Below are 13,488 nucleotides of genomic sequence, written 5' to 3' on the forward strand. Positions count from 1 at the left end.
TTCTGCCGCGGCGCAGATTTAAAATTCCGAGGTGTAGCCAAAGCCTGGGAACCATTACATAATAAATTCGTAAACGCCGCGCGGCTGTTATTGGCAACACACTGTGCCTTTTTTTAAAAATAAAAATCAAGGGATTACATGGACCCTAATACCTTTCCGCCCAACGGTTCAAGCCGTAAGTTGGGAAGCAAACCCGTCACCTTACAGGATGTCGCCACGGCAGCCGGGGTGAGCGTTTCCACCGTTTCCCGCGTTCTGGATGAACGTTTACCTCCGTCACGCAGCAAAGCGGCGGAACGTGTACGTCAGGTTGCACAAGAATTGGGTTACCGGCGCGACATCATGGCCTCCAGCCTGCGTCGTGGCGGCACGGGCACCATCGGCGTACTGGTGCCGCGGCTGAGCGATATGGTGATGGCGCTGTTGTATGAGGCTATCTGCCGCGTAGCAGAACGCTACGGTTATTTCGCGATTGTTGCGACCTGTGGCGACGATCCGGTGCAAGAAAAACAGGCGGCAGCCTCCCTGCTCGATCGACGCGTTGATGGACTGATTCTGGCCACCAGCCGACTGGATGACCATTTGCCGGCGGAACTGCGTCAGCAAAATGTTGCTCACGTTCTGGCGCTGCGTACCGACGGTGTCAGCCGCTCTGCCATTGGTGACGATGAACAGGGGGGTTATCTGGCAACCCGACATCTTATCGATCTCGGGCACCGCAATATCGGTATGGTCGCGGGACCCAGCTTTTCTTCCGGTGCGACCTATAGCCGGGAAGGATTCCATCGCGCAATGCGCGAGGCCGGACTCACTCCCAATCCCGCCTGGATTCGGGAATCTGGTTTCAACATTGAGTCAGGGGAAAGTGAAGGGATGGCGCTGCTGAGTGGAGCACACAGGCCCACGGCCATTTTCGCCATCAACGACGATTTGGCCTTCGGCGTTATGGCGGCGGCCCATCGATTGGGACTGGCAATCGGCCAGGAGTTATCACTGGTCGGCTATAACGATATTCCGCTGTCCGCCCGTTTGCCGGTTCCGCTCACGTCGGTGCATATTCCGTTCGACCACGTTGCCTCGATTGCTGTTGAATTGCTACTGGCGGGCACCGAACCCGTCGATACCATCCGGCGCGTGATGCCAAGCCTTATTCCACGCAGTTCCAGCGCACCGCTCAGGTAATCACTGATGCATTAGCGGGCCAACACAGCCCGCTAATGTAGGCGCTTGGGGTGAGTTACACCCACTCGCCCTGCGTTACCTGAACGGGCAAAGCCGCAAAACGGGCCGGCCGCTGTGCGGTTTCTGGCTCGCAACTATCATTCCCAGGCAAACGGAATACAGCAATCAACGAGGCAAGCCGTGCGACCTGCGCTTCCAACGCTAAAGCCGCTGAGGTGGAATCACTGACCATCGTTGCATTTTCCTGAATGGTACGATCCATGTCCGTCACGGCATCACCAATTTGCGCAATACCGCGACTCTGCTCGTCTGACGCCACCGAAATATCGTTCATGATGCGATCGACAGCGCCAATTGACGTCACAATGTCATGCATGGCACTCCCCGCTTTTTCTACCAACACAGAACCTTCATCCACCCGTGTCACTGACTCTGCAATCAAGGCTTCAATCTCTCTGGCCGCTTGTGAACTGCGCTGCGCCAAATTACGCACTTCACTGGCGACCACGGCAAAACCACGTCCCTGTTCTCCGGCCCGTGCCGCTTCCACCGCTGCATTGAGCGCCAATATGTTGGTTTGAAAAGCAATGCTGTTGATAACCGACGTGATATCCGCGATTTTTCGCGAGCTACCGGTAATATCCGACATCGTTGTCACCACCTGCTTAATGATCTCACCACCGCGGTTGGCGTTGCCCGATGCCTGACGCGCCAGTTGTCCAGCGTGCCGCGCGTTATCCGCATTGTTGGTCACCGTCGCGGTCAACTCTTCCATACTGGCAGCGGTTTCCACCATTGCGGCTGCTTGTTGATCGGTACGTGAGGACAAATGACGGTTACCGTCGGCAATGGCAGAAGAGGCCGTCGCCACCTGATGCGCACTGTCTCGAATGTCCACCATCAACCCACACAGCTTTTGCGTCATCTCCATCATGGCATGCGTCAGCATCCCCAGTTCGTCACGACGAACCTGGCCTACCACGACAGAGAGATCGCCTTGTGCAATGCGCTGCGCCAGTTCAAGGTTGCCGCGTATCGATCGCGCTATCAGGCGAGTCACCGATACGGCGATCAACATTCCCAGCAAAACGGCGCAAATCCCGATAACAACGATTTCCGCGACTGAGCGGTTGATAACATGCTGGTTTTTCTCATCAAGCTGGCTCGCGATACGGCTAAGGGTATCGGTAACAGCAAACCCCGTTTTAATGGACTGCGTATCGGCCGCCTTGAGGCGTTGCCACTGTGCGGTATTCTGTATGCTCTCCCCGGCGGGAACGGCCTGCTTCTGTCCACGCAACGCAGACACGGCGAGCGCGATCTCCTCCAGTTCATGTTGATATTGCGTCAGTTGTTCGCTCAGGCGTTGGAAATGCTGTACATCGCTTTCTTGCCAACGCAATTGGCGTGCTTTTTCCTGCTGCGCAATTATCTGGGAAACATATTTCATCATATTGTTGGCGTTCTCTGCATCCAACGTATAAAAGAGTTTCACTCGGGCAATTTTTGACTGATCGAGATAGTGGTTTATCTCGGAGATCAATGCCGTCTTGGTATATAAATCACGAATCTCAGAAAAACGGAATGCACTGAAGATCACTGCGAAAATGAGTAATGATAATACAATACAAAAACCGCCATAAAGTTTCTTTGCGATACTGATTTGAAGCATTCTTTCCCAAAGCGCACGCATTCTTTCATCCTGATAATAATGTCTTCCGTCACCGATGCATAAGATGAATACGAGCTAAAAGAGACAAACCGGATAACAGGCATGTCACCGTATTTATCCGGCTAAGAATAATAGTAATATCGTTTTTTAATGAGCGACGTTACGCTGCGCTGCAAGCCCGTTTTCGGGTGGTAATGCAGTTATGCAAACAGCCAATATGTTCAATTTCAACTTCAACGATATCGCCTTCATGCAAAAACAGCGGCGGTGTGCGTTTTTTCCCCACGCCACCGGGAGAACCTGTAATAATGACATCGCCGGGAGATAGTTCGCTGAAAGTGCTGATATATTCAATCAACGCTTCAATGGGGTGGATCATACTGGCAGTGGTATCATTCTGCACTCTGTTGCCATTAAGCCGGGTTTCTATATGCAGGTTTTGTGGTTCCGGCACGTCATCGCTCGTCACCAGCCAAGGACCAAATGCACCGGTATGTTGCCAGTTTTTACCGGCGGTAAACCAGGTATGCTGCCAGTCTCGTACGGAGCCATCCATATAGCAACTGTATCCGGCAATATATGAGAAGGCGGTAGAGGCTGAAATTTCCTTACCTCGTTTCCCGATGATGACAGCCAATTCCCCTTCGTAGTCAAATTCGTTTGACTGGGCGGGTTTTTCCACATCGCAATTATGCCCGACCTGAGAATCTGGAAAGCGAATAAATAACGTAGGGGCCGAATTCATTTCACCAAACTCGGCACGTTTCTCCGCATAGTTCATTCCGACACAGAAAATTTTTCTTGGATTATGTATCACCGGAAGAAATACCACATCATCTTCTTGATAGTCTGGTTTGGCCTGCAAAAAACGTCGGGCATCCGCAATACCCTCGTCTTCAATCAATGTCCGCAGATCGGGATAGCGCGCGCCTAACCTTTTGCCTAAATCGACAATCCCCTTTTCTACCTTTAGACCATAGGTTTCTTTCTGGCCGACCCTAAAACTTGCTAATTTCATTTTATACCTCAACGGTGAAACACAGTGCGCACAGCTTGCTGGAACATGCGCAGCACAGGCTACGCATATTCCGAGCGCCAATTCGGAATTCATCCGCCCGCCTTCGGCTACGGTGACAATTCCTCCAACACTTGGCCTTTTGTTTCAATGGCATAACGCATTGTTACTACTGCTCCTATCAGGGCAATCAGCGCGAAAGCAATAAACACATAGCGAATACCAAAGTTGCCGACAATAAACCCAACCAGGATCGGCCCCACGGCAGAACCGGCGCGCAGCCAGGCGCTGCCCAAACCGGTACCAATCGCACGCAACCGAGTTGGGTAAAGCTCTGAAGAATAGAGATAAAGCGAGAAGGTAATTGTTTGCAATATGGCGTAAGCCGCCGTGGCACATACCACAATTTGCAACGGATTGGTTGCGCCCAGTACCGTTAGGGTAACCAGTGGCACAATCGCCAGCAGAAAGGCAATGGCATACCAGGCTTTGCGCCCAACTTTATCAATCGACAATGCACAAACGATCGAGGCTAACACCCCAAACGCCGATGTCGTCCAACCGTAAGCCAGTGCCGTTTGAATCGGTAAGCCGAATACACTTTTGTAGAGCGTAGGCAGCCAGGTCACCAGACCATTGTTGATCATATAGCCACACACCCACAGCGCCCAAATGGTGAAAGTGCGCTTGCGGTAGATACCGGTAAACAGCTCACGCCACCCTTCACTGGCGACGGTTTTTTTCTCTACAGTGCGAATAACCGGTTCGGGTAACGTTCCTCCGCGACGTAGCACCTCATTCTCCAGCTTACTCACCACTTTATCGGCTTCGGCCAGACGGCCTTTCGAGGCTAACCAACGTGGCGATTCAGGCATTAACCAACGCAGGGGAACGGTGATTATTGACGGGATAAGGCCGACGATGAACATGGCTTTCCAGCCATAAACAGGGACCAGAAAATACCCTGCAATTCCCGCAAACATCATACCGATAGGGAAAATCACCTCGTACAGTAGGAAGAAACGCCCACGCTTTTTGGCACCAACAAACTCATTGATATAGGAGCTTGCCACGGGCACTTCCGCACCAATCCCCACCCCTTGTAAAAAGCGGAAGACCATCATTGACAGCCCACTCCAGGCAAACAGACAGGCCGCATCCATGATCACAAACAGGATGATGGTGATCTTCAACACACCCAAACGCCCGATTTTCTCGGCCAGAGAGCCGAAGAAAACGGCACCAAACAGTTGCCCAACATAGCTGGCAGCAATAATCAGGCCGATATCTGCTGCACTCAGCCCCCATTCCGCGGCGAGCTGTGGCATGGCGAAGGCGATAGCCAGTACGGTGTAAGCATCAAAAAAGGTAGAAAGACCGACCACCACGCGGATGGTCAGCAGTTGGCGCGTGATCGGCATCCGTTCAAGACGGGCGACCAATTCGGCATTGGATGTCCCGCTAGCGGTGACAGTACTGGCGTTTGCATTGATCACACCGGCACTCATGTCATGCGTTGACATAGTTTGTTCTCCAACAAGGATAGTGTGTTAGCCGCGATACGCTTGCGCAGCGGCTCTGCATGCCATTAGCCAACGCGCGGCAGTTCAGCATCACGATGAAGGGGCGTGAAGAATGTAGGGTTCAGGCCACGTAACTCGATATTCATGTTGATCATGTTAAAGGTTCTATTTCCTGGATGTTCTAGGGTGTATTTTATTAATATAACGTTATCGGGAACGTTTTCATATTGTTCGCCAAAGCACCGATAAGTGTCAATAAGCCCCTCGAGGCTTTTAACCGGTTATGTGATGAACATCCCTAGTTGGGAGAAAAGCAGGAAAGCGTGATACGAAAACAACTCGATGAAAGACGGGTAAAATCAACACGTTCAGCGTTAATGGCGCGGATTATTGCACGAAAAAAAACCCGGCCGCGCCTGGCGCTCCGGGTTTTTAACGGTGAGGTTTCGCCTCACAGGCATACGCCGAACATCAATGGCAACCGCAGCCGCCGTGACCGCCGCAGCCGCCTTTACCGTGTTCGTGATCGTGGTCGTGACCATGACCGCCACAGCAACCGTCACCGTGCTCATGGTGATGATCGTGCTCGCCGTGAACATGGCCGTGAGCCAGTTCTTCTTCCGTTGCTTCACGGATAGCAACCACTTCCACGTTGAACTTCAGGTTTTGGCCTGCCAGCATGTGGTTACCGTCAACCACTACGTGGTCATCTTCCACTTCGGTGAGCTCAACCGGCACCTGACCCTGATCGGTGTCAGCCAGGAAGCGCATGCCCACTTGCAGTTCATCAACGCCCATAAAGACGTCTTTCGGCACGCGTTGCACCAGGTTTTCGTCGTACTCGCCGTAGGCGTCGTTAGAGCCAACAGCAACGTCAAACTTCTCACCCACTTCGCGGCCTTCAAGCGCTTTTTCCAGACCAGAAATCAGGGAACCTTGACCGTGCAGGTAGTCCAACGGCGCGCTCACCGGAGACTCATCAACCAATACACCATCTTCTGTACGTACCTGGTAGGCCAGGCTGACCACCAGATCTTTTGCAACTTTCATGACATCTCCTACCGTTGGAAATCAAAACTGGCGCAAATTGTAGCTGAAAAAAATCCCCATGTACCGTCTGGGATAAAAAAATGACCCAACGATCAATCAGGATGAAAAATGCCGATGATATGCTCATCCTGCCGCTCTGGCGCAGCAGGCGGTGGATCGGACTGGCGCTGACGATAGCCGCATTTGACGCAGGTGACCACATCTTCCTGATCTTCCTGCCCCACGGCCAGCGTATCCTGCGCCTGACACTGAGGACACACAGCACCCGCGATAAACCGTTTACGTTGCATCTTGCCTCCCTCGCTGCACGCGGTGCGTGCTATTCGTACTCATCCCAGTCATCCAGACGACGGCGCTCATGCTGCATTTCGCGTTGGAAAATGTCTTCCAGCTCCCGTCGTGCCTCCTTGACGCGCGAAACCTGCGCCACATCGGCATCGCCCTGACGTATCGGCATCAATTCACGCAGCATACGCATATCCAAACGCCGAAAATGTTGCTGTGCCCGGTAAGCCTGATGAGGGTGCATCCCCACCGACGTCAACTTTTTACGCCCCAACTCCAGTGCACTCGAAAAGGTTTCACGCGCGAAATGTTTGACACCAGACTGCAATAATTCATGGGCTTCAACGCGTCCGCGGGCCCGCGCCAGAATTTCCAGATTGGGAAAATGCTTTTGGCACAGGTGCACAATGGCCATGGTGTCTTCCGGGTCATTGCAGGTCACCACAATCGCGCGCGCCTGTTCAGCACCAGCCGCCCGCAGCAGTTCCAGTTCAGTGGCATCACCGTAGTATACTTTGTAACCATAGCTGCGCATCAAACTGACGGCGCTGATATCACGTTCAAGTACCGTGATGCGCATTTTGTTTGCCATCAGCAAACGCCCTATCACCTGCCCAAAACGTCCAAACCCGACAATAATCACCTGCGGCTCATCATCTTGCACATAGGGCTTTTCGTCATGTTCTTCCGTGGCGTTATAACGGTGCGCCAGAATGCGATCTATCCCCTGCATCAGCAGCGGTGTGGTCATCATAGAGAGGGTTACCGTGACCAGTAGCAACGGGAGCTGTTCACCCTGTAGCACCTTGTGCGCCGCTGCCGCAGAAAACAGTACAAAGGCAAACTCCCCGCCCTGGCTGAGCACTCCGGCAAACTGAAGCCGTTCAGAGCGCCGCATCCGGTTCACCCGTGCCAATACGTACAGCACAACCCCCTTCACCGTGACCAGAAGGAAGACCCCCAGCAACACTTCATCGATGTGTGTAAACAGCACGCCCAGATCGAGCGCCATGCCGACGGAGATAAAAAACAGCCCGAGCAGCAGCCCTTTAAAAGGCTCGATGGAAATTTCCAGTTCGTGGCGATACTCACTCTCCGCCAGCAACACGCCTGCGATAAAGGTGCCCAGTGCCATGGAGAAACCCAGCGCATCCATAAAAACCGCAGAGCCAAGCACCAACAGCAGCGCCGCCGCGGTAAATACCTCACGTACGCCGGAAGCGGCGATAAAGCGGAACAGCGGACGCACCAGATAGCGTCCACCGATCAACATACCGATAAAGGCCGCGACCTTGATGGCAACATCTTTCCAGTCAGTCACTTCGCCCTGCACACCGGCCAACACCGGCACCAGCGCCAAAGCGGGGATAACCGCCAAGTCCTGAAACAGCAGCACCGCGAAACCCAACTGACCGGATTCGCTGCGGTTCATTCCCTTCTCGCGCATCAGTTGCAGCGCCATCGCGGTGGAAGACATCGCCAACCCAACGCCACCAATTAGCGCCGACTGCCAGGAAAAGCCGGTCAGGTAGAGCAAGCCGCCAAGTACCGCCGCACTCAGCCCAACCTGCGCGGCACCAATCCCGAAAATGGAGCGCCGCAGTGTCCATAACTTTTGCGGATTCAGCTCCAGCCCGATGATAAACATCAGGAACACCACGCCAAGCTCGGAGAAATGCAGGATAGCGTCAACATCGCGGATAAAGCCCAGTCCCCAAGGACCAATGGCGATACCCGCAATCAAATACCCCAATACCGCACCAATACCCAACCGACTGGCAATGGGCACCATCAACACCGCGACAAATAAAAATAGAATACCCGCACTCAACAGGGGGGAACTCTCCATCACTCACCCTCCATTTTGGGTAACGGGGACGCCAGCCACTCGCTATACGCTTCGGCATAGCTTGCCAGCACATCGGCAGGCAGTCTGCGCGCCCAATAGACCATCAGCGGCGGTAGCCAATGCATACGACACATGGCCGCCGTCATTTCAAACGGACGCAGCACGTCTTCCATGGTGTAGCGGTTATTGCCCTCCAGGTGATAGCTCTCTTCCGGCTCACCCGTGGTGATCACCGAACGCCAATATTTACCTGCCAGCGCATTACCGCCAATGCCATTAGCAAACCCGCGTGACAGCACGCGATCAAACCACTCCTTTAGCAGCGCCGGACAGCTGTAGGTATAGAGTGGATGCTGAAACACAATCACCTGATGTTCGCGCAGCAACTGTTGCTCGTAGTGAATATCAAGAAAAAAGTCCGGATAGTGAGCGTACAGATCGTGTACGGTAACATGGGCTAACTGATGCGCCGGTTGCAGCAAAATCTTCGGTGGCTGCGACATCATTCCCCTCCAAAGCGTCGTCATGAGCGCGGTTTTCCGCTACCATGCTGCGCGATAACGATACGACAAACAGGACGTTCGCGGTCCCGAGATAACCGTGATAATTTAACATACTCTGAAGATGTGACGCTTTATGATTGTTTTCTCCGCTTTGCAAATTCGGCGCGGCGTGCGCGTCTTGCTTGATAACGCCAGCGCCACCATCAATCCAGGCCAAAAGGTCGGGTTAGTCGGTAAAAACGGCTGCGGCAAATCCACGCTACTCTCGTTGTTAAAAGGCGAGATGAGTGCCGATGGCGGCAGCGCCATGTTTCCGAGTAACTGGGCATTGGCCTGGGTCAATCAGGAAACGCCCGCGCTGGATGTGCCTGCCATTGACTATGTTATTGACGGCGATCGTGAATTTCGCCAGTTAGAAGTTGAACTTCAGCACGCCAACGACATTAACGATGGTAATGCCATCGCCCGTGCACACGGCAAACTGGATGCGATTCAAGCCTGGAGCATTCCTGCGCGTGCCGCCAGCTTGCTCGATGGACTTGGCTTTACCCAGACCCAATTACAGCAGCCGGTACGTGATTTTTCCGGCGGATGGCGCATGCGCCTTAACCTGGCCCAGGCACTGATTTGCCGTTCCGATCTGCTGCTGCTCGACGAACCGACCAACCACCTCGATCTGGACGCGGTGATCTGGCTGGAGAAATGGCTGAAAAGCTATCCGGGCACGCTGGTGCTAATCTCCCACGATCGCGACTTCCTCGATCCTATCGTTAACAAGATCCTGCACATTGAGCAAGAGACGCTGTTCGAATACACCGGTAACTACTCCTCGTTCGAACGTCAGCGCGCTACACGTTTGGCACAACAGCAGGCTTTGTATGAACACCAGCAAGAGCGCGTGGCGCACTTGCAACACTATATTGACCGCTTCCGTGCACAGGCCACCAAAGCCAAGCAGGCGCAAAGCCGGATTAAAATGCTAGAACGCATGGAGCTTATCGCCCCGGCACACGTCGACAATCCGTTCCGCTTCAGTTTCCGCGCGCCAGAATCGCTGCCGAATCCGCTGCTGCGCATGGAGAAGGTGAGCGCAGGCTACGGTGACAAACTGATTCTTGAATCCATCAAGCTCAACCTGGTGCCAGGCTCACGCATTGGTCTGCTAGGGCACAACGGTGCCGGTAAATCTACGTTGATCAAGCTGTTAGCGGGTGAACTGGCCCCGTTGCACGGCGAAATCGGGCTGGCGAAGGGCGTAAAACTTGGCTATTTTGCCCAGCATCAGCTTGAGTTTCTGCGTGCGGATGAATCTCCGTTGCAACACCTCGTCCGTTTGGCAGAACGGGAAACCGAGCAGCAACTGCGCGATTATCTCGGCGGCTTCGGTTTTCAAGGCGATAAAGTGACGGAAGTGACCGAGCGTTTCTCGGGTGGCGAAAAAGCCCGCCTGGTACTGGCACTGGTCGTGTGGCAACGCCCTAACCTGCTGTTGCTCGATGAACCGACCAACCACCTCGATTTGGACATGCGCCAGGCACTGACAGAAGCGTTGATCGATTTCGAAGGTGCGCTGGTGGTGGTCTCCCACGATCGACACCTGATCCGATCCACCACGGACGATCTCTATCTGGTGCACGATCGCAAAGTGGAGCCGTTTGATGGCGATCTGGAGGATTACCAGCAATGGCTGACGGACGTGCAGCGCCAAAACAGCGCCGCTGAATCCATCGATAAGCCCACCTCAACCAACAACGCACAGGCGCGCAAGGACCAAAAGCGGCGCGAAGCAGAGCTGCGCACTCAAACCCAGCCGTTGCGTAAAAAGATTGCTCAGTATGAGCAGCAGATGGAGAAACTCGCCGAGGCGTTGGCAAAAGTCGAAGCGCGTTTATCAGACAGCGAACTGTACGACCAAAGCCGCAAAGCTGAACTGACGGGATGTCTGCAACAGCAGGCCACACTCAAAGGCGAACAGGAGGAGGCAGAAATGGCCTGGCTGGACGCACAAGAGCAGCTAGAACAGATGCTGAATGAGGGGTAGTAAAGATATTCTCAGAAAAAATGGCGCGGGTTTAGTTTTCGCCTTTTGGTTTTTTGTATTTCCTGCGCGTAAAAAATTACGCTCAGGTGGACGTGACCGCCGGATGAGCGACATGGATGTCGCGAAAGCCTGCGCCGCGTCAGGAACGCGTCGCAGGCGGTCCGAACAGTGGGCACGAACGCCGAAGGCACCGCGCAGCGGCGTGATTTCTCGCGACAAGCCAGGGGTCACGGGGCGACGGCGATTGAGCCGCCCCGTGTCGGGCGCACACTGCAACAGTTGCAGAAAAAGAGGCTGGTTTACGCGCACGAAACCTTCGCGATACTCACATTGAAAAACAAGCCCGTCAGTGCCAGATCAGCAGTACACAGGCCGCGGTAAGCACGCCCATCGAGACGTTAAAAATCACCCATGCTTTGCGGCTACGCAACAAACGGCCAATCGCCGTACCGAAGCCCAGCCAAATAACGCCAGAAATCAGATTAACCAACACAATGCCAAAACTTATCAGCAGCACCGAGTGGTTATAGCCGCTGCCCGCCAGACTGAAACTGGCGACTGAACCCAGCGCCATCAGCCAGGCTTTGGGATTGAGAAATTGAAGCAGCCAGCCTTGATACAGTCGCAGCGGCTGCGGCGGTGGTGCGCTCGCTTCCAGCCGTTCATAGGCCGCTGTCGCAATTTTCCACGCCAGCCACAGCAAATAGAGACTACCGAGCACTTTCAGTATCAGGTGCAACGCAGGATAGAGCAGGATCATGCCGCCCACACCAAATGCCACCAGCAGTAAAATGCTCTGCATGCCGAGCATGATACCCACCATCAGCCACAGCGATCGCATAAAGCCGAAGTTCGCACCGGAGGTTGTCAACAGCATGTTATTCGGGCCAGGCGTGATCGCCGCCACCCAGAGAAACGCCAACATCGATAAAAATAAGCCCTGTTCCACGTCTTGACTGCCCCTTGTCCCCACCGTTACGGTATGATTTATTGACCTGACTGAGCGTTAGCCCGTCTGTTACACCGCAATGCTCGCTGAGCGGCGCAAGCAGGTTAGCGCAGTGTGATGAATATCGCACAATTATTTCCCGAGGTCGTTCCGATTCCCATGCAGTCCTCAACATTTCGCCCGTTACGCGGGGCTGATAACCCGCATGTACAAACGCTGTTGCCGCGCCTGATTCGCCGTCGTGCTCGCTTGCAGCCAGTGTGGCAACAACTCGATCTGCCTGACGGCGATTTTGTCGATCTGGCTTGGAGCGAAGCGCCGCAAGGCGCATGCCATAAACCCCGCGTGGTGCTGTTTCACGGTCTGGAAGGCAGCTTTCACAGTCCCTATGCGCACGGTTTGTTGCAAGCGTGCCGTCAACAAGGCTGGCTGGCGGTGATTATGCATTTTCGCGGCTGCAGCGGCCGTCCCAACCGTCTGAATCGTATCTACCATTCGGGTGAAACGGACGATGGCAGCTATCTGCTACGCTGGATGCGAGATACGCTAGGCGACGTGCCAACCGCTGCCATTGGCATTTCTCTGGGCGGCAATATGCTGGCTTGCCTGCTGGCTAAATGGGAAGAAGCCCGGTTGCTCTGCGCTGCAGCGATTGTCTCCGCGCCGTTTCATCTCGACGCCTGTAGCCGCAGAATCGAACAGGGTTTTTCACGTATTTATCAGCGTTATCTGGTAGGACAGTTGAAACAGAATGCCCGGCGTAAGCTGGCGCGCTACCCGGGTTCGTTACCGATTATTCCGGCACAGTTGCAACGTATCAAGGGATTGCGTGAGTTTGATGATGCGATCACCGCCCGTATTCATGGTTTTCAGGATGCTGCCGACTACTACCATCAGTGCAGTGCACTGGCGTTGCTGCCCACCATTCGCACGCCAACGCTTATCATCCATGCGCAGGACGATCCTTTCATGACACCCGAGGTGATCCCAAACATCAGCCACCTGCCCGACACTATCGAATACCAACTGACAGCGCACGGCGGACACGTCGGGTTTGTCGGCGGTACATTACTGAAACCGGAAATGTGGCTGGAACAACGCATTCCGGACTGGTTCACGCGCTTTTTATCGGCGGACACCGCAGAGGCAATAGCATGATGATTCCCTGGCAGCAGCTTGATAGCGATACCCTGCAAAATATCATTGAGTCCTTTGTGTTACGTGAAGGCACGGATTACGGCGAACAGGAGCGCTCACTGGAGGAAAAAGTCAGGGATATACGCCGCCAGCTTGCCTCCGGTGATGTGGTGCTGGTGTGGTCAGAGCTGCATGAAACGCTGAATATCATGCCTCGCACCCAGCTAAATGAAAATACGCCGTAGCGTGATAAATCACCGTTTCCTGACGTGCGGGGGGTCG

At 54.0% G+C, this 13,488-nt stretch carries 12 protein-coding genes; 4 read left to right on the top strand and 8 right to left on the bottom strand.

All coding sequences use genetic code 11. The annotated features are described in order from the left end of the window. The first annotated feature begins 138 nt into the window (after positions 1-138). Positions 139-1,182, top strand: coding sequence for a LacI family DNA-binding transcriptional regulator (locus K6K13_RS21410; RefSeq protein WP_222158751.1), 1,044 nt, complete (start codon positions 139-141; stop codon positions 1,180-1,182). 55 nt (positions 1,183-1,237) lie between these two features. Here K6K13_RS21410 and K6K13_RS21415 read toward each other — a convergent pair whose 3' ends face one another. The 7 genes from K6K13_RS21415 to kefG form a co-directional block, all read right to left on the bottom strand. Then, entirely contained in the window at positions 1,238-2,875 is a 1,638-nt protein-coding gene (locus K6K13_RS21415; RefSeq protein WP_222158752.1) for a methyl-accepting chemotaxis protein, read from the bottom strand. A gap of 139 nt (positions 2,876-3,014) precedes the next feature. Next, on the bottom strand, positions 3,015-3,872 hold the full coding sequence (locus K6K13_RS21420) for a fumarylacetoacetate hydrolase family protein (protein WP_222158753.1): 858 nt from the start codon (positions 3,870-3,872) through the stop codon (positions 3,015-3,017). A 107-nt stretch (positions 3,873-3,979) separates the two neighbouring features. Continuing rightward, on the bottom strand, positions 3,980-5,392 hold the full coding sequence (locus K6K13_RS21425; protein ID WP_222158754.1) for an MFS transporter: 1,413 nt from the start codon (positions 5,390-5,392) through the stop codon (positions 3,980-3,982). Between the two features lie 471 nt (positions 5,393-5,863). Beyond that, the gene (gene slyD, locus K6K13_RS21430; protein WP_222158755.1) at positions 5,864-6,442 is read right to left on the bottom strand and encodes a peptidylprolyl isomerase; all 579 of its coding nucleotides are present in this window, start codon (positions 6,440-6,442) and stop codon (positions 5,864-5,866) included. Between the two features lie 92 nt (positions 6,443-6,534). Continuing rightward, positions 6,535-6,732, bottom strand: a complete 198-nt coding sequence (locus tag K6K13_RS21435; RefSeq protein WP_222158756.1) for a YheV family putative zinc ribbon protein — start codon at positions 6,730-6,732, stop codon at positions 6,535-6,537. Positions 6,733-6,761: 29 nt separating this feature from the next. Beyond that, positions 6,762-8,576 (bottom strand): glutathione-regulated potassium-efflux system protein KefB, encoded by a 1,815-nt coding sequence (gene kefB / locus K6K13_RS21440; RefSeq protein ID WP_222158757.1) that lies wholly within the window; start codon positions 8,574-8,576, stop codon positions 6,762-6,764. Next, complete coding sequence (kefG, locus tag K6K13_RS21445) at positions 8,576-9,079, bottom strand: glutathione-regulated potassium-efflux system ancillary protein KefG (protein WP_434064623.1); 504 nt, start codon at positions 9,077-9,079, stop codon at positions 8,576-8,578. Before kefG ends, kefB begins: the two co-directional genes overlap by 1 nt. Positions 9,080-9,212: 133 nt before the next feature. Between kefG and K6K13_RS21450 the strand changes: the two genes are divergently transcribed. Further along, a complete protein-coding gene (locus tag K6K13_RS21450) occupies positions 9,213-11,120 on the top strand; it encodes an ABC transporter ATP-binding protein (protein ID WP_222158759.1) in 1,908 nt (635 codons plus the stop codon). 346 nt (positions 11,121-11,466) lie between these two features. Here the strand turns inward: K6K13_RS21450 and K6K13_RS21455 are convergent, their stop codons facing one another. Beyond that, the gene (locus K6K13_RS21455; protein WP_222158760.1) at positions 11,467-12,069 is read right to left on the bottom strand and encodes a LysE family translocator; all 603 of its coding nucleotides are present in this window, start codon (positions 12,067-12,069) and stop codon (positions 11,467-11,469) included. Positions 12,070-12,228: 159 nt separating this feature from the next. Here K6K13_RS21455 and K6K13_RS21460 point away from each other — a divergent pair, with 159 nt between their 5' ends. Both K6K13_RS21460 and K6K13_RS21465 read left to right on the top strand, forming a co-directional pair. Then, on the top strand, positions 12,229-13,227 hold the full coding sequence (locus tag K6K13_RS21460) for a hydrolase (RefSeq protein WP_222158761.1): 999 nt from the start codon (positions 12,229-12,231) through the stop codon (positions 13,225-13,227). Then, positions 13,224-13,451: a YheU family protein gene (locus K6K13_RS21465; RefSeq protein ID WP_196908059.1), complete on the top strand. Its 228-nt coding sequence runs from the start codon at positions 13,224-13,226 to the stop codon at positions 13,449-13,451. The genes K6K13_RS21460 and K6K13_RS21465 overlap by 4 nt, the downstream gene beginning before the upstream one ends. Positions 13,452-13,488: the final 37 nt, after the last annotated feature.

The organism is Symbiopectobacterium purcellii (genome assembly GCF_019797845.1).
Classification (GTDB): Bacteria; Pseudomonadota; Gammaproteobacteria; order Enterobacterales; family Enterobacteriaceae; genus Symbiopectobacterium; species Symbiopectobacterium purcellii.